This is a genomic window from Paracoccus sp. PARArs4 (assembly GCF_947311865.1).
Lineage (GTDB): Bacteria > Pseudomonadota > Alphaproteobacteria > Rhodobacterales > Rhodobacteraceae > Paracoccus > Paracoccus zeaxanthinifaciens.
Genome location: NZ_CAMZMW010000021.1, coordinates 1 through 16,974, shown reverse-complemented (window position 1 = coordinate 16,974; position 16,974 = coordinate 1). Strand labels below are relative to the sequence as shown.

17 protein-coding genes are annotated in these 16,974 nt (G+C 69.9%); 12 read left to right on the top strand and 5 right to left on the bottom strand.

The features are described from left to right. The first annotated feature begins 70 nt into the window (after positions 1–70). From purH to mutL, 6 genes are all read left to right on the top strand, one after another. Complete coding sequence (gene purH / locus QMZ16_RS14650; RefSeq protein WP_282603775.1) at positions 71–1,672, top strand: bifunctional phosphoribosylaminoimidazolecarboxamide formyltransferase/IMP cyclohydrolase; 1,602 nt, start codon at positions 71–73, stop codon at positions 1,670–1,672. Next, positions 1,672–2,361: a signal peptidase II gene (gene lspA / locus QMZ16_RS16320; protein ID WP_348984670.1), complete on the top strand. Its 690-nt coding sequence runs from the start codon at positions 1,672–1,674 to the stop codon at positions 2,359–2,361. The genes purH and lspA overlap by 1 nt, the downstream gene beginning before the upstream one ends. A 31-nt stretch (positions 2,362–2,392) precedes the next feature. Continuing rightward, positions 2,393–2,899 carry a DUF3035 domain-containing protein gene (locus QMZ16_RS14640; RefSeq protein WP_282603774.1) on the top strand — a complete coding sequence of 169 codons (507 nt, stop codon included), beginning with the start codon at positions 2,393–2,395 and terminating at the stop codon, positions 2,897–2,899. 93 nt (positions 2,900–2,992) lie between these two features. Then, positions 2,993–4,405 (top strand): pitrilysin family protein, encoded by a 1,413-nt coding sequence (locus QMZ16_RS14635; protein ID WP_282603773.1) that lies wholly within the window; start codon positions 2,993–2,995, stop codon positions 4,403–4,405. After that, on the top strand, positions 4,402–5,706 hold the full coding sequence (locus QMZ16_RS14630; RefSeq protein ID WP_282603772.1) for a pitrilysin family protein: 1,305 nt from the start codon (positions 4,402–4,404) through the stop codon (positions 5,704–5,706). Before QMZ16_RS14635 ends, QMZ16_RS14630 begins: the two co-directional genes overlap by 4 nt. Positions 5,707–5,766: 60 nt before the next feature. Beyond that, positions 5,767–7,602, top strand: a complete 1,836-nt coding sequence (gene mutL / locus QMZ16_RS14625) for a DNA mismatch repair endonuclease MutL (RefSeq protein ID WP_282603771.1) — start codon at positions 5,767–5,769, stop codon at positions 7,600–7,602. Here mutL and QMZ16_RS14620 read toward each other — a convergent pair. Then, a complete protein-coding gene (locus QMZ16_RS14620; protein WP_282603770.1) occupies positions 7,599–8,792 on the bottom strand; it encodes a PQQ-dependent sugar dehydrogenase in 1,194 nt (397 codons plus the stop codon). The genes mutL and QMZ16_RS14620 overlap by 4 nt on opposite strands. Before the next feature lie 67 nt (positions 8,793–8,859). Further along, on the bottom strand, positions 8,860–9,915 hold the full coding sequence (locus QMZ16_RS14615) for a saccharopine dehydrogenase (RefSeq protein WP_282603769.1): 1,056 nt from the start codon (positions 9,913–9,915) through the stop codon (positions 8,860–8,862). A gap of 131 nt (positions 9,916–10,046) precedes the next feature. Here QMZ16_RS14615 and QMZ16_RS14610 point away from each other — a divergent pair, with 131 nt between their 5' ends. Further along, a complete protein-coding gene (locus QMZ16_RS14610; RefSeq protein WP_282603768.1) occupies positions 10,047–10,817 on the top strand; it encodes an MBL fold metallo-hydrolase in 771 nt (256 codons plus the stop codon). Then, on the top strand, positions 10,814–11,503 hold the full coding sequence (locus tag QMZ16_RS14605) for a VTT domain-containing protein (RefSeq protein ID WP_282603767.1): 690 nt from the start codon (positions 10,814–10,816) through the stop codon (positions 11,501–11,503). The genes QMZ16_RS14610 and QMZ16_RS14605 overlap by 4 nt, the downstream gene beginning before the upstream one ends. On the opposite strand, the gene QMZ16_RS14600 is transcribed toward QMZ16_RS14605, so the two are convergent. The 3 genes from QMZ16_RS14600 to QMZ16_RS14590 are packed head-to-tail and all read right to left on the bottom strand — an operon-like array spanning position 11,481 to position 13,241. Further along, positions 11,481–12,131: a pseudouridine synthase gene (locus QMZ16_RS14600; protein WP_282603766.1), complete on the bottom strand. Its 651-nt coding sequence runs from the start codon at positions 12,129–12,131 to the stop codon at positions 11,481–11,483. The two genes, QMZ16_RS14605 and QMZ16_RS14600, sit on opposite strands and share 23 nt — an antisense overlap. 9 nt (positions 12,132–12,140) lie before the next feature. Then, positions 12,141–12,767 (bottom strand): LysE family translocator, encoded by a 627-nt coding sequence (locus tag QMZ16_RS14595; RefSeq protein ID WP_022707909.1) that lies wholly within the window; start codon positions 12,765–12,767, stop codon positions 12,141–12,143. Positions 12,768–12,788: 21 nt separating this feature from the next. Then, a complete protein-coding gene (locus QMZ16_RS14590; protein ID WP_282603765.1) occupies positions 12,789–13,241 on the bottom strand; it encodes a GAF domain-containing protein in 453 nt (150 codons plus the stop codon). Positions 13,242–13,366: 125 nt separating this feature from the next. On the opposite strand from QMZ16_RS14590, the gene QMZ16_RS16315 reads away from it, so the two are divergent. The 4 genes from QMZ16_RS16315 to QMZ16_RS14565 are packed head-to-tail and all read left to right on the top strand — an operon-like array spanning position 13,367 to position 16,870. Continuing rightward, positions 13,367–14,113, top strand: coding sequence for a DUF2478 domain-containing protein (locus QMZ16_RS16315; protein WP_348984669.1), 747 nt, complete (start codon positions 13,367–13,369; stop codon positions 14,111–14,113). After that, a complete protein-coding gene (gene mbfA, locus QMZ16_RS14575; protein ID WP_022707912.1) occupies positions 14,110–15,090 on the top strand; it encodes an iron exporter MbfA in 981 nt (326 codons plus the stop codon). The genes QMZ16_RS16315 and mbfA overlap by 4 nt, the downstream gene beginning before the upstream one ends. 24 nt (positions 15,091–15,114) lie before the next feature. Beyond that, the gene (locus QMZ16_RS14570) at positions 15,115–16,038 is read left to right on the top strand and encodes an AEC family transporter (RefSeq protein ID WP_282603763.1); all 924 of its coding nucleotides are present in this window, start codon (positions 15,115–15,117) and stop codon (positions 16,036–16,038) included. A gap of 31 nt (positions 16,039–16,069) precedes the next feature. Beyond that, positions 16,070–16,870: a crotonase/enoyl-CoA hydratase family protein gene (locus QMZ16_RS14565; RefSeq protein ID WP_282603762.1), complete on the top strand. Its 801-nt coding sequence runs from the start codon at positions 16,070–16,072 to the stop codon at positions 16,868–16,870. Positions 16,871–16,974 lie beyond the last annotated feature (104 nt).

The following is a 16,974-nucleotide window of genomic DNA, read 5'->3' as shown; positions in this document are numbered from 1 at the left end:
GGCGGTCACGATGCTGGACCTTCGGCGCGGGCTTCGGTAACTGGGCGGCACATCCAGACATGAGGCTGCCATGACCCGTCCCGCCGAATCCCGTCAGGTCCTGAAACGCGCGCTCATCTCGGTCTCCGACAAGACCGGGCTGATCGACTTCGCCAAGGCGCTGGAGGCACGGGGCGTCCAGATCCTGTCGACCGGCGGCAGCGCCAAGGCCATCCGCGAGGCGGGCGTCGCCGTCACCGACGTGGCCGATGTCACCGGCTTCCCGGAAATGATGGACGGCCGCGTCAAGACGCTGCACCCCAAGGTCCATGGCGGCCTGCTGGCACTGCGCGACAATGCCGACCACGTCGCGGCGATGGAGGAACATGGCATCGGCGGCATCGACCTCCTGGTCGTGAACCTCTATCCGTTCGAGGCGACGGTCGCGAAGGGCGCCGAATACGACGACTGCATCGAGAACATCGATATCGGCGGCCCCGCGATGATCCGCGCCGCCGCCAAGAACCACGGCTTCGTCACGACCATCGTGGACGTGCAGGACTATGACGCGCTGCTGGCCGAGCTGGACGCGAACGAGGGCGCGACCACCCTGCCCTTCCGCCAGCGCCAGGCTCAGATCGCCTATGCCCGCACCGCGGCCTATGACACCGCCGTCAGCACCTGGATGGCCGGAGCCATCGGCGAGGAACAGCCCCGCCGCCGCGCCTTCGCGGGCACGCTGGCCCAGGGCCTCCGCTATGGCGAGAACCCGCACCAGTCCGCCGCCTTCTACGTCACCGGCGAGGAACGCCCGGGCGTGGCCACCGCGAAGCAGTGGCAGGGCAAGGAGCTGTCCTACAACAACATCAACGACACCGATGCCGCCTTCGAGCTGGTGGCCGAGTTCGACCCCGCCGAGGGTCCGGCCTGCGCGATCATCAAGCATGCCAACCCCTGCGGCGTGGCCCGCGGCGCGACCGCGCTCGAAGCCTACAAGCGGGCCTTCGACTGCGACCGCACCTCGGCCTTCGGCGGCATCATCGCGCTGAACGGCACGCTGGACGGCGCCACCGCCGAAGAGATCGCGGGCATCTTCACCGAGGTCGTCATCGCCCCCGATGCCGACGAGGATGCCAAGCGCATCTTCGCCGCCAAGAAGAACCTGCGCCTGCTGACCACGGGCGGCCTGCCCGACATCCGCGCGGGCGGCACCGCCTTCCGCCAGGTCGCCGGCGGCTTCCTGGTCCAGGGCCGCGACAACGGTCACGTCACCATGTCCGACCTGAAGATCGTGACCGAGCGTCAGCCCTCCGAGGCCGAGCTGGCCGACCTGCTGTTCGCCTGGACCGTCGCCAAGCACGTGAAATCGAACGCCATCGTCTATGCCAAGGACCGCGCCACCGTGGGCGTCGGCGCAGGCCAGATGAGCCGCGTGGACAGCACCCGCATCGGTCGCCGCAAGTCCGAGGACATGGCCGAGGTGCTGGGCCTGTCCGAGCCGCTGACCAACGGCGCGGCGGTCGCATCGGATGCGTTCTTCCCCTTCGCCGACGGCATCGAGGCCCTGGCCGAGGCCGGCGCCCGCGCGGTCATCCAGCCCGGCGGATCCATGCGCGACGCCGAGGTGATCGAGGCCGCGAACCGTCTTGGCCTGGCCATGGTCTTTACCGGCCAGCGGCATTTCCGCCACTGATGGCCGCGCCGCGTCAGGGCGCCGCCGGAACGGGCGGCACTTCCGGTCGGCCCATGCGCCTTGTCGCATGGGTCGCCACGGTCATCTTCCTGATCGACCAGGCGCTGAAATACTGGGTGGTCCATGTCCTGAACCTGGACCGCATCCGCGAATACGACCTGCTGCCGCCATGGCTGAACCTGCGCATGGCGTGGAACCAGGGCGTGAATTTCGGGCTGTTCTCGTCGGGGCAGGCGACGATGCGGTGGGTGCTCGTGGGCATCGCGCTGGCGATCTGCCTGTGGGTCTCGGTCTGGGTGTGGCGCGCGCGGCTGGGCCGCTTCGCGCAGGTCTCGGCGGGGCTGCTGATCGGCGGGGCGCTCGGGAACGTGATCGACCGCATCCTCTATGGCGCGGTGGCCGATTTCCTGAACATGTCGCTGCCGGGCTGGCAGAACCCCTACAGCTTCAACGTTGCCGACATCGCGATCTTCGCGGGCGCGATCGGGCTGGTGCTGATGCCGCAGAAACCGGCGGGCGACGGCGCGAAACCGCAACCCGCCCCCAAGGCGCGCCGCAGCGTCACGCCCCCGCGCGCACCCAAGCCCGCCGACGATTTCCGCCCCCAGCCGCGACAGGGCGACCTGTTCCGCGACGCGGGCCGCAAGCCCGCGAAACCGACGCGTGACGGCAACGGAAAATCCCGCTAGAACGGGCGAAACGGGCAGAAGGATGCACCAGATGCGCAAGGCGTCGCTGATCTTGGGAATGGCCGCGATGATGGCCCTGACCGCCTGCGCGGGCGGGTCCAAGCTGAACAATTTCCGCAAGGTCCAGTCCGGCCCGGACGAATTCGGCATCCTTCCGACCAAGCCCCTGTCGATGCCGCCCGACCTGGCGGTGCTGCCCCAGCCGACGCCCGGCGGCGCGAACATCACCGACCCCACGCCCAAGGGCGACGCGGTCGCGGTGCTGGGCGGCAACCCCGCCCGCCTGGCCGACCAGGGCATCGCGGCAGCTGACCAGGCGCTGATCGCCCATGCGACGCGCCAGGGCACCGATCCCGCCATCCGCGAGGATCTGGCCCAACGCGACGCGCGCTGGCGCGAACGCAACGGCCGCCGCCTGATCGAACGGATCATCGGCTCCTCGGTCTATCAGCGCGCCTACGAGGACGTGTCGCTGGACGCCGAGGCCGAGCAGGTCCGCTGGCAGCGTGCGGGCGCCATCACCTCGACCGCGCCCTGACCCCACGACCCTTGCACATTCGCGCGAGGGTGGCTTGCGCGAGCGACCTCTGACGGGCCAAGTTCCGCCCAGCAAGAGGAGGTCGCACCACCGATGCGTTGCTTGGCACACCGCCCCCGTCCCGTCACTGCAGCCCTTCTGGCCGCGCTGACCCTGTCGCCCGTCATCGCCGCCGCGCAGGACGCCGAACCCGTGGCCCCTGTGGCCCCCGTCGCCGAACCCGCGGGCATCACCCATTTCACGCTGCCCAACGGGCTGGAGACCGTGGTCATCCCCGACGACCGCGCCCCGGTCGTCGTCCAGATGGTCTGGTACCGCATCGGCGCCGCCGACGAGGTTCCGGGCAAGTCCGGCATCGCCCATTACCTCGAACACCTGATGTTCAAGGGGACCGACAAGCTGGCCCCGGGCGAATTGTCGAAGACGGTCACCGCGAACGGGGGCAGCGACAATGCCTTCACCTCGTGGGACTTCACCGCCTATTTCCAGCGCATCGCCAGCGACCGCCTGCCCCTGATCATGGGGATGGAGGCCGACCGGATGCAGAATCTGTCGATCTCGGACGACGACTGGCAGGCCGAGCGCAAGGTCGTGCTGGAGGAACGGGCGCAGCGCGTGGACAGCGACCCCGCCGCCCTGTTCCGAGAGGAGATGAACGCCATCCTCTATGACAACCACCCCTATGGCCGCCCGATCATCGGCTGGCGGGACGAGATCGCGGCCCTGACGCTGGACGATGCGAACGCCTGGTACGACGAACACTATGCCCCGAACGAGGCCGTGCTGGTCATCGCGGGCGATGTCACCCCCGAACGCGCCCGCGAACTGGCCGAGGAACATTACGGCCCGATCCCCGCATCCGACGACGCGGCCCCCCGCATCCGCCCGCAGGAACCGCGGAAGCAGACCGACCGCCGCATCACCATGTCCGACCCCCGCGTCGCGCAGCCCCGCTTCAGCCGCGCGATCCTTGCACCCGAACGCGACCCTCGCGACCAGCGGCAGGCCGCCGCGCTGACGGTCCTGTCGGAGCTGCTGGGCGGATCGACGCAGACCTCGTTCCTTGCGCGCGAACTGATGCTGTCGGGCAAGGCGCTGTGGGTGGGCGCAAATTACGACGGGCTGTCGCTGGACGATACCGAGTTCACCATCTCGATGGTGCCCGCGGACGGCCAGGATCCCGAACAGGCCGAGGCCGATCTGGACGCCGCGCTGGACAAGTTCGTGAAGGACGGCATCGATCCCGCCGACCTGGACCGGGTGAAGACCCGCATCCGCGCTGCGCAGGTCTATGCCCGCGACAGCGCGCATGGCCGCGCCTATGATTACGGCCAGGGCCTTTCCGTGGGACTGGGCGTCGATGACGTGTCGGAATGGCCCGACATCCTGGGTTCCGTCACCGAGGACGAGGTGATGGAGGCCGCGCGGCTGGTGCTGGACGGCCCCGGCCACGTGACCGGCTGGCTGCTGCCCGAGAAACCCGAGGAACCGGAGGTGCAGAAATGATCCGCGCCGCATTCGCCGCGCTTCTGGCGCTGATGGCCCTGCCCGCCCATGCCACGCAGATCGACCAGGTGACCTCGCCCGGCGGGATCGAGGCTTGGCTGGTCCAGGATGACAGCATCCCCTTCGTCGCGCTGGACATCCAGTTCAAGGGCGGCGCCAGCATGGACGCCGATGGCAAGCGCGGCGCCATCAACCTGATGACCGGCCTGCTGGAGGAAGGCGCGGGCCAGCGCGACGCCACCACCTTTGCCCGCGCGGTCGAGGATCTGGGCGCGCGCCTGTCCTTCGACGCCAGCGACGACACGCTGTCCATCGGCTTCCAGGCGCTGTCCGAGAACCGCGACGAGGCCGCCGATCTTCTGGCGCAGGCGCTGCGCGAACCCCGCTTCGACGACACTGCCGTGGAACGCGTCCGCTCGCAGGTGCAGGCGATCATCCGGTCCGAGGCGACCGACCCGAACAGCATCGCCGCCAAGGAGATGGCCGCGCAGGCATGGGGCGACCACCCCTATGCCACCTCGATCAACGGGACGGCCGAAAGCGTCGCGGCCCTGACGCGGCAGGATCTCGTGCAGGCCAAGAACCGCGTCCTTGCGCGCGACCGCGTGGTCGTGGGGGCCGCGGGCGACATCACCCCCGACGAACTGGGGCCGCTGCTGGACCGCATCCTGGGCGGGCTGCCCGAAAAGGCGACCGCGCCCCTGCCCGACAAGGTCGAACCGCAGCTGACGGGCGGCGTCAGCGTGATCGACTGGGACAGCCCGCAGACGGTGGTGTCCTTCGCAGGACCGGGCCTGGCCATCGACGATCCGGACTATTTCGCGGCCTATGTCGCGAACCACATCCTGGGCGGCGGGGGCTTCAGCTCGCGCCTGATGACCGAGGTGCGCGAGAAGCGCGGCCTGACCTATGGCGTGGGGACCGCGCTTGCACCGGGGCTGTTCGGCGATACCTGGCGCGGCGGCATGGCCGGATCGAACGCCACCACGGCACAGGCGATCGACCTGATCCGCGCCGAATATGCCCGCATGGCCGAAGGCGGCGTCACCGAGGCCGAGCTGACCGACGCCAAGACCTATCTGACGGGCGAATACCCGCTGCGCTTCGACGGCAATTCGCGCATCGCCTCGATCATGGCGGGGATGCAGCTGATGGGCTTTGCGCCCGACTACATCGAAACCCGCAACGACCGGGTCGAGGCCGTGACCGCCGATGACGTGGCCCGCGTGGCGGCCCGGATGCTGGACCCCGACGCGCTGCGCTTCGTGCTGGTGGGCCGCCCCGAGGGCATCGCGGAATAACAGGCCCCGCGGCGCGAAGCTCTGGCAGTTTGGCGCCGCGGGCATTAGGTTTCGGGGGCCATGAACGAACACGCCCCCCAGGACGGCCACCAGACGCGCCCCGTCATCCGACAGCTGGACGAGAACACCGCCAACCGCATCGCGGCCGGCGAGGTGGTCGAACGCCCAGCCTCCGCCGTCAAGGAACTGGTCGAGAACGCGCTGGACGCGGGCGCCACCCGCATCGACGTCGCGATCGAGGAAGGCGGCAAGCGCCTGATCCGCGTCACCGACGACGGCTGCGGCATGACGGACGACGACCTGCCGCTGGCGCTGTCGCGCCACGCCACCAGCAAGATCGACGGCACCGACCTTCTGGCGATCCGCAGCTTCGGCTTTCGTGGCGAGGCTCTGCCCTCGCTCGGGGCGGTGGGGCGGCTGACGATCACGTCGCGGGTCCAGGGCGGGGACGGCGCGCAGATCCGGGTCGAGGGCGGGCGCATCGCCCCCGTGCGTCCGGCGGGCGCGAATTGCGGCACGGTGGTCGAACTGCGCGACCTGTTCTTCGCCACGCCCGCGCGGCTGAAATTCATGCGCACCGACCGCGCCGAGACGCAGGCCGTGGCCGACGTGATGCGCCGCCTTGCGATGGCCGAACCCTATGTCGGCTTCCGCCTGACCGCCGATGGCCGCGAGATCTTCCGCACCGATGCCGAACAAGGAGAGCTGTTCGGCGCGCTGACCATGCGCCTGACCCGCATCATGGGTCCCGAGTTCACCGAGAACGCCCTGTCCATCGATGCCGAACGCGACGGGATCGCCCTGACCGGGCTGGCGGCGCTGCCGACCTATTCGCGCGGCGCGGCGGTGGCGCAGCATCTCTATGTGAACGGGCGTCCCGTGCGCGACAAGATGCTGAGCGGCGCATTGCGGGCGGGCTACATGGACGTGCTGGCCTCGGGGCGCTATCCGGCGGCGGTGCTGTTCCTGAACTGCGACCCGCAGCTGGTCGACGTGAACGTCCACCCCGCCAAGGCCGAGGTGCGATTCCGCGACGGCCAGTCCGCGCGCGGCCTGATCGTGTCGGCGCTGCGCCACGCGCTGGCGGGGGCCGGTCACAGGGCATCGTCCACGGTGGGCGACGCGACGCTGGCGGCCTTCCAACCCGAACAGGCCCCGCATGCCGCCCCGCAACGCGCATGGCGGCCCGACACGCCCTCGGACGCGGCGATCCGCGCGTCGCTGGACCTGCAGGCCCCGGTGGAGCATCGCGATCCGGGCTTTGCCGAGGCGCCTTCGGGCCGCTACGAGGAACCGTCCGAGCAGCCGATCGCGGCCCCCCTTGGCGCGGCGCGGGCCCAGATCCACGAGAATTACATCATCGCCCAGACCGAGGACGGCATGATCGTCGTCGACCAGCATGCCGCGCATGAACGGCTCGTCTATGAACGGCTGAAGGCGCAGGCCGCCGAACACGGCATCCGGTCCCAGGCCCTGCTGATCCCCGAGGTGATCGAGCTGTCCGAGGGCGATGCGCAGCGCATCATGTCCATCGCCGACGAGCTGGCGGATCTGGGGCTGGTGCTGGAGCCCTTCGGCAGCGGCGCGGTGGCGCTGCGCGAACAGCCCGCCATGCTGACGCGGCTGGATGCCAAGGCGCTGATCCGCGACATCCTGGACGACCTGGCCGATCAAGGCAGCTCGGACCGGCTGCGCGGGCGGATCGACGCGGTGCTGTCCTCGATGGCGTGCCACGGCTCGGTCCGGTCGGGCCGCCGGATGAGCGCGGACGAGATGAACGCCCTGCTGCGGGAAATGGAGCGCACGCCCCGGTCGGGCCAGTGCAATCACGGCCGCCCGACATGGGTGAAGCTGCGCCTGACCGATATCGAGCGGCTGTTCGGTCGCAGCGGTTAGCCCTCGGGCGTCACACGGATCAGGCGACCGTCATCATGGTCGGTGATCAGGACGATGGCCCCGTCGGGCGCGACCTCGATCTCTCGGACGCGGCCCACGCCCTGCAGGTGACGTGCCTCGCCGGTGACGGTGTCGCCCTCGATCCGCAGGCGGTGGATGGATTGCGACTGCAGCCCGCCCAGCAGCGCCTGCCCCTGCCATTCGGGGAACATCGCGCCGTCATAGAACGCCATCCCGCTGAGTGCGGGCGACGGGTCCCAGTAATAGACGGGCTGGTCGGTCCCCTCGACCTGCGTCGCCCCCATCTGCGCACCGTTGTAGTTGGTGCCATAGGTCGCCAGCGGCCAGCCGTGATTCTCGGCCTGCTCGATCAGGTTCAGCTCGTCCCCGCCGCGGGGACCGTGTTCGGACATCCACACGCGCCCGTCCGGGCCCATCGCCGCGCCCTGGATGTTGCGGTGCCCGATGGACCAGATCTCGGGCAGCCAGCCCTCGACACCCGCCCCTGCGGGGGCGCCGTCGGATGCGCGGATGCGGACGACCTTGCCCAGGGTGGTCTGCCGGTCCTGCGCCAGCTGGCGCGGCTCGGGGTCGGAGCGTTCGCCCAGGCCCACCAGGATGTGCCCCTGTCCGTCATGGACGATGCGCGCGCCGAAATGCTTGGTCGAGGCCCAGGCAGGCTGCTGCTGCCAGATGCGTTCGACCTGCTCCATCCGGGTACCGTCATCCGACAGGATTCCCGTGGCGACGGCGGTGGCGTTCCTGCCGCCCTCGCGCGGTTCGGCATAGGTCCACCAGACGCGGCGCGTCTGTGCGAAATCCCCCGCGACCGAGACATCGTGCAGCCCGCCCTGATCGCGGGCATCGACTTGGGGCAGCCCCTCGACCGGGGCCGACAGGCTGCCATCCGCACCCACGATGCGCATCCGGCCCGGGCGTTCGGTGACAAGCCAGCCGCCATCCGGCAGACCGGCCAGCCCCCAGGGATGTTCCAGCCCCTCGGCCAGGACCTGCATCTGCAGTTCCGGTCCCTGCAGCAGCGCGGGAGCGCGGGTCTGGGCCGCGAAGGCGGGCGACTGGTCATAGGCCCGCCCGTTCGGCGCGGCGTCGAAGTAATCCTGCGCGCAGGCGGCGGTGGCCAGCATGCTGGCGGCGGCAAGTGTCAGGGACGCGGATCTGGGGACGGGCATCGTATCTCCTCCGGTCGGATGCTTGCCAAGGGAACCCGTCGCCCGCGAAAACGTTCCGCGCGGCCCGTCACGCCCCCGCCAGATGTTCGTCGAACAGCCGCGAGGCACGGCCCCATGCCCCGGACTGCAGATCGCCCAGCCCCTTCAGCACGGGCAGCAGCTGCGCCGCGTAATCCTCCGAGCTTTCGCGCGGCAGCATCGAGGGCAGGTTGTCGATGGCCATCACGTCCAGCGGCGGGTTATCTGCCACCCGCAGCACCGGCGCGTCCCAGTCGGTCGCCCGGTCATAGACCTTGATCGGTGAGAATTCGCTGTCGGGATCGCAGGCCACGTCGCCGATGACGCGCAGCGCGCGGGCGGGGCCCGTCGCCTCGGCGGGCACGAAGACCGGCGCGCCCGGACGGGCCAGGATCGCGTTGACGAAGATGTCATGCGCCAGCACCTCGGGGAAGGGGCCGCCATGCGCGGTCTCGGCCATGTCCCATTCGGTGACGCCCACGCCCATCGCGGTCAGCAGGTCGCGCGCACCGCTGCCGACGCGGCCCTTCGCGCCGATGACGATGGCGCGGGGGCGCGGCCTGCCCGACGCGTCCAGCCGCGCCCGCAGCGCGTCCTGCAGCGCGTCCTTGTCGGGCCATGCATGGACCGGTCCGCAGATCCCGCCGCGCATCTGCGCGACCCAGGCCATCAGCGACACTGCCGCCCCGGCATAGCCCGCCCAGTATCCGAAGGCCGCCAGCCTGCGGCCATCGCCATCCGTCAGGTATTCAAGGTCCAGAAGCCGCCCGCCGCCCCTGCGGAACCGCTCCAGCAGCACCCTGCCCGCGGGCTGCCCCTTGTAGGCATGGCCGAACATGATGTGTCGATGGACCAGGGCCGAGCCGTCCTCGGGCAGCTCCTTCAGGCCGAAGACGATGGCGTTTCGGGGGGCGTCGGGCCAGCTGCCCTCGGGGGCGATCGCGGCCCCCGCCTTGCGATATTCTTCGGTCGCGATGACGCGGCGGGCGCTGTCCTCGACCGTGACGCGGAAGCCCTGCGCGATCAGCCGGCGGACGCCGTCCGGGGTGATGCCCACCCGATCCTCGTTCGGGCGGCTTTCGGCCCTGACCCAAAGATGCGTCATCTGTCTTCCCCCTGCCGTGATCCTGTCACAAGCAGTAGGTTACACATCGTCGGGCGGCAAGGCGCGGAACCCCGCGCGCGGTGCCGGGGTTGGGCGGTTGCCCAATCATAAATCACAAGCCCGAGGTTCCCATGCGCCTGACCCGTCGCCACAGCCTGCAGATCGCCGCCGCCTCGCTCGGGGCGGGCCTGCTGCCCCGCCTCGCCGCCGCACAGGAGGCCGGACCCTTCACCCACGCGACCGGGGCCGGCGACGTGGTGATCCATGCCGTCGATCACGCCAGCATGGTCTGGGAAACGCCCTCGGGAGTGATCTTCGTCGATCCGGTCGGCGGCGCCGAGGCATATGCCGACATGCCCGCGCCGGACTTGATCCTGATCACCCACGAACATGGCGACCACTATGACCAGCCGACGCTGGACGCTCTGCCCGAGGTGCCGATGATCACCAACCCCGCGGTGGCCGACATGCTTCCGCAGGCGATGCGCGAACGCGTCACCGTCATGGCCAACGGCGATACCGGCACCGCGCTGGACCTGCCGATCGAGGCCATCCCCGCCTACAACATCACCGAGGACCGGCTGAAGTTCCACCCGCAGGGTCGCGACAACGGCTATATCCTGACCATCGGCGACAAACGCTTCCTGATCGCGGGCGATACCGAGGACACGCCGGAACTGCGCGCCCTGACCGATATCGAGGTGGCGTTCCTGCCGATGAACCTGCCCTATACCATGACCGTCGAACAGGCGGCCGAGGCCGTGACCGCCTTCGCGCCGCGCGTGGTCTATCCCTATCACCACCGCGGCAGCGACCTTGACGCATTCGCGAAGGCGGTCGAAGCTGGCGGCTCGGGCGCGGAAGTGGTGATTACCAATTGGTATCCGAACGGCGAAGAGTGAACCCAGCCATCAAGGGCGTCCTGGTGCTGCTGGCCCTTGGGGTCGTCATCGCCGGGGCGCCCGCCCTGTGGCCGTCGCTGTCGGCGCTGCAGGCAGATCTGGACCAGTTGCGCATCCTGTTGATCCGCGCCGAGGCATGGCGCGATGCGAACCCCGCCCTGTCATTGCTGTCCTTCGTGCTGATCGTGGGGATCGGCGCGTCGCTGCCCCTGCCGGTCATCGTGCCGATGGCGCTGATCGGCGGTGCGGTCTTCGGCTTCTGGCTGGCGATGGCGCTGGTGGTGGCGGGCACCATGATCGCGGCGCTGCTGACCTTCGCCCTGGGCCGGTACTGGCTGAACGGCCCTGTCAGGCGGCTGATGGGCGCACGGGCCGACAGGCTGGATGCCCGCGTGGCCGAGAACGGGCTGCTGGCGCTTCTCAGCCTGCGACTGACGCCGGGGCTGCCCTTCTTCGTGCTGAACCTGCTGTCGGGCCTGTCGCGGATGACGATGCGCGGCTATGCCGCCGTCACCGCATTGGGCGTGCTACCGAACAGCGCCATCCTGGTCGCCGCCGGCACCCAGATCGCCGAGATCGAGCGCGTGCGCGACATCGTCGGCCCCCGCATCATCGCCATCGTGGCGATGCTGGCGGTCTTTCCCTGGATCGCGCGATGGGCCGCTAGAACGGTGCGGGCGAGGTGAAGCCTTGCTGCACGCCCCCGTCGGGATGGGCGAAACGCAGGCTTTCGGCATGCAGCATCAGGCGCGGATGGTCCCGCGCCTCGCCCGTGGCATAGAGCGGATCGCCCAGGATCGCGTGCCCCGTTTCCGCCATGTGCACGCGCAGCTGGTGGCTGCGGCCCGTGACGGGCATCAGCCGGACGCGGGTTTCCGCATCATCCGCGCGCACCACGCGCCAATCGGTCTGGGCGGGACGGCCCTCGTCGTGATCGACCTTCTGGCGCGGCCTGTTCGGCCAGTCCACGATCAGCGGCAGATCGACCCGGCCCGTGCGCGGCTCCAGCCGTCCATGCAGGCGCGCGACATAGACCTTCTTGGTGCGCCGTTCCTCGAACTGCTTGGACAGGTGGCGCTGCGCATGGGGCGTCAGGCCAAAGACCATCACCCCCGAGGTGTCCAGATCCAGCCGGTGGACCAGCAGCACGGTCGGGAAGGCCTCGCGCAGGCGGGCGATCAGGCAATCCGCCCGATCCTCGCCCCGGCCCGGCACGGACAGCAGCCCCGAGGGTTTCTCGACCACCAGCACCTCGTGATCGGCATGGATCACGCGCGGGGCGCCGGGGGGCGGGTCATAGCAGAAATCGCTCATGCCCGGGGATTACTTGGCCACCAGCCGGATGGCCAGCCCCGCGAACATCACCGCCGCGATCCGGTTCACCAGGCCCAGCCGCTTGCCGATGACCTGCCCCGCAACCCCGCCGACGATGCCATAGCCGATGGTGACCAGCGTGCCGGTGAAGGCGAAGATCAGCCCCAGGCCCAGGATCTGCTGCCAGATCGGACCCCAGGCGGCATTGGTGAACTGCGGCAGGAAGGCCAGCATGAACAGCACCGGCTTGGGGTTCAGCGCGTTCGACAGGAAGCCGCGGCGGATGATGTTCCAGACGCGCACGCTGCCGCGCGCGCTCGGGTCGATCTCGCCTGCGTTCCAGCTTTTCCAGGCCAGCCACAGAAGATAGGCCGCGCCCGCATACTTGATCGCGCGCAGCGCCTCGGGGTGGGCGGCGACGACCGCGCCCAGGCCCACCGTCGCCAGCGTCACGTGCATCAGCACGCCCAGCCCCACGCCGAAGCCCGCCCAGGCGCCCGCGCGCGGCCCGCCCTGGATGCCGCAGGCGCTGGCGAAGAACACGTCCTGGCCGGGGGCGAAGTTCAGGACCAGCCCGCCCAGGATGAAGGGCAGCAGCTGGCTGGCGGGGATGTTGGCGATGGTGTCCCAGATCATGTCACGCTCCGCTTCGGGAAATCAGAGGTCGCCGAAGACCTCGGCCAGGATGGCTTCCAGACGATCGGCGTCGGTCTGGTCGAATGCATCGGGCCGGTCGCTGTCGATGTCCAACACGCCGATCAGGCGACCCTCGCGCCCGATCACCGGCAGCACGATTTCCGAACGCGTGCTGCTGGAACAGGCGATATGGCCGGGGAATGCCTCGACATCGGCCACGATCTGGGTGCGTTTCTCGCGCGCGGCGGCGCCGCAGACGCCGCGGGCGAAGGGGATCACCAGGCAGCCATGCCCGCCCTGGTAGGGGCCAATCTTCAGCAGCTCGGGGCCCGTCACGCGGTAGAAGCCGGTCCAGTCGAAGCGGTCGTCGGAATGGTGCAGTTCGCAGGCGATGGTGGCCATCAGCGCGACCTCGTCGGTCTCGCCGTCACACAGGGCCCGGATGCGGGCGATCACGTCGGTATCGATGCTCATGCCGCAAGTCATACGCGGGCGGAACGGCGACGAAAAGCCGTCCCGTCACATGCCGTCGCGCAATGTCGCCAAGCGCCGCGCGATCGGATAAGGCTTGGGGCCGCTGCATCATGGGGGATGATCGAATGCTGGCCTGGTTCACCTCTGCCGCCGGGGACGCACCCGGCATGGCCGACCGGCTGCTGGTCGACCTGGCACGCGACCTGCAGCGCATGGGCGCCCGGCTGGGCGGCGCGGTGCAGCACAACCACGATCTTGGGCCGGACCGCCCCTGCGACATGGAGGTCGAGGCGCTCGGGCTGGACGCGCCGCGGTTTCGCATCTCGCAATCGCTCGGGCCGGGGGCGCAGGGCTGCCGGCTGGATCCCGGCGCGCTGGAACAGGCGGCGGCGACCGCGCTTCCGGGGCTGGCGGATGCGCAGCTGGTGATCGTGCCGAAATTCGCCCGGCAAGAGGTCGCGGGCCGCGGCTTCGTGGCCCTGATCGCGGATGCGATGGATCGCGACCTGCCCGCCATCCTGTACGTGCCCCGCCAGCAGGCCGATGCCTTCGCCGAATTCGCGGGCGAGCTGGCGCAGCGGATCGAACCGGCGCAGGCCCGTCCCTGGGCCCTGGCGCAGCTGGTGCCGCCGCTGGATGCGCGCAACCTGCTGTGCCCCCTGCCCGTCCTGCGCCTGCGCAAGGCGCTGGAGACTGCCGATCCTGGCGCGATGGTCCGCATCCGCACGACCGACCGCATGGCCTTGGTCGATCTGCCGCATTTCTGCCACGAGGCCGGTCATGCCATGATCGCGCAACGGGACCTGCCCGGCGGCGTGACCGAGTTCACCGTCGCACGGTCGGTCCGCAACCCTGCCAAGGCCGCGCCATGACCCTGCCCTTCCTGTCCAGCCGCAAACGCCTGTCCGACCTGTCGGAGCGAGAGATCCTGGCGCTTGCCATCGCCTCCGAGGAGGACGACGCCCGCATCTATCGCAACTGGGCGGTCGAGCTGCGCGACGATTTCCCCGCGACCGCCGCCGTGTTCGAGGGCATGGCCGCCGAGGAGGACGGGCATCGCCGCCTGCTGATCGACCGCTTCACCGACCGCTTCGGCGACGCGATCCCGGTGATCCGGCGCGAGCATGTCGCGGGTTATCTGTCGCGCAGGCCCGCATGGATGATGCAGAACCTGTCGCTGGAGGCGATCCGCGCCGAGGCGGCGGGCATGGAACGCGATGCGGCCGAATTCTATGCCCATGCCGCGCAGCGCTGCCAGGACGCCACGACCCGCAAGCTGCTGGGCGACCTGGCCGCCGCCGAACGCGGGCACGAGGATCGCGCGGGCGAGCTGTCCGAGACCCACCTGACCCCCGAGGCCCGCGCCGAGGAGGACGCCGTCGCCCATCGCAACTTCGTCCTGACCTGGATCCAGCCGGGGCTGGCGGGACTGATGGATGGCAGCGTCTCGACCCTGGCGCCGATCTTCGCGACCGCCTTCGCGACGCAGGACCCCTGGACGACATTCCTGGTCGGCCTGGCCGCCAGCGTCGGCGCGGGGATCAGCATGGGCTTCACCGAGGCCGCATCCGACGACGGCGTCATCTCGGGGCGCGGATCGCCCATCAAGCGCGGCATCGCCTCGGGGGTGATGACGATGGTGGGGGGCCTGGGCCATGCGCTGCCCTATCTGATCCCGGATTTCACGCTGGCCACGACCATCGCGATCCTGTTCGTCGCGATCGAGCTGTGGGCCATCGCCTGGATCCAGAGCCGCTGGATGGCCACGCCCTTCTGGCGGGCCACCTTGCAAGTCGTGCTGGGCGGTGGTCTGGTGCTGGCGGTGGGGGTGCTGATCGGACAGGGCTGACCCCCGGCCCGACCGGGGGGTCCAATGTTCGAGGTCTTTCTGAAGACGCTGCCCTTCTTCGGGCTGATCGGCCTTGGCTGGCTGGCATCGCGCATCCGCTTCTTCCCGCCCGAGGGTGCCGCATGGCTGACCCGCTTCGTCTTCTGGTTCGCCCTGTCGGCCATGCTGTTCCGCTTTGCCGCGGGGCTGGACCTGGGCGCGATCTTCGATCCGCGCTTCGCGGCGGCCTATCTGCTGGGATCGCTGGCCGTCTGGGCGGTGGGCATGTCCGTCGCGCGCTGGCGCGGCCTGTCGACCCCCGAGGCCGCTATGGAGGCGCAATGCTGCATGATCGGGAATACCGGCTTTCTGGGCGTGCCGATGCTGGTCGTGCTGCTGGGCGAGGCCGCGGTCGGGCCGGTGCTGATGGTGCTGACCATCGACACCATCGTCTTCTCGACCCTGATCACGCTGATCGTGCATGCCTCGCGCAGCGGAGGGATCAGGCTGCGCACGCTGCGCCCCATAGCGCGCGGCATCGCGTCCAACCCCATGATCCTGTCGATGGCGGCGGGGCTGGCCTGGGCGGGGGCGGACCTGCCGATGCCGCGCCCGCTGGACGAGTTCCTGTCGATCCTGGGCGCCGCCGCGACGCCGGGTGCGCTGTTCGCCATCGGCGCCAGCCTTGCGGGGCTGCGGCTGGGCAGGGTCGCGGTGTCGGGCTGGCTGGGTGCTGCCAAGCTGGTGCTGCACCCGCTGGCGGTGTGGATCGCGGCGCGCGCCTTCGGGGTGGATCCCTTCGCGGCGGGCGTGATGGTCGCCGCAGCCGCCCTGCCGGTGGCGGGAAACGTCTATATCCTGGCGCAGCATTTCGGGCTGGCCGAACAGCGGACATCGGCGGCGATCCTGATCTCGACCGCGTTCGGCATCGCGACCATCCCGCTGGTCATGTCCCTCATCGGCAGCTAAGCCTTCCGCACGAGGGAAGAGGAGGAACGGGATGCGCAAGCTTGCGGATCTGGAACTGCGCAACATCGCGCTGGACGTGGACGACATGGGCATCGCCACGGTGACGCTGAACCGCCCGGCCAAGCGCAACGCGCTGGACATCGCCACCATCGAGGAACTGGTCGACATCTTCGCGGCCCTGCCCCACGAGGGCATCCGCGCCGCGATCCTGCGCGCCGAGGGGCCGCATTTCTGCGCAGGCCTGGACCTGGTCGAACACCACCGCGAGGAACGCTCGGCCGCGGATTTCATGCGCGTCTGCATGCGCTGGCACGAGGCGTTCAACAAGATGGAATATGGCGGGGTGCCGGTCATCGCGGCGTTGAAGGGCGCGGTCGTCGGCGGCGGGCTGGAACTGGCATCGGCGGCGCATATCCGCGTCGCGGGGCCCGATTGCTATTTCGGGCTGCCCGAGGGACAGCGCGGCCTGTTCACCGGGGGCGGCGCGACGATCCGCGTCGCGGACCTGATCGGCAAGGCGCGGATGATCGACATGATGCTGACGGGCAGGCTCTATGCAGGCGACGAGGCCGTTTCGGTCGGGCTGTGCCAATACCTGGTCGAGGACCCCGAGACGAAGGCGCGCGAGCTGGCGGAACGGGCGGCGCAGAACCCGGCCCTGTCGAACTTCGCCATCTGTTCCGCCATCAGCCACATGCAGAACATGAGCGCGCTGGATGCGGCCTATGCCGAGGCGGTCGTCGCGGGGGTGGTGAACACGCAGGACGCCGCGCGCGAGCGGCTGGCGGCCTTCGCCGGGGGAACCGCCGCCAAGGTGCGCCCCGACAGTTGATCGGGGGGATCGCCACGGTGTCGGCCATCGAGGCCGACGCCGTGGCGGCCCGCGCCCCCGCCGCGCCGAGCGCCCCCCCCCCCCCCACCCCCCCCGCCCCCCCC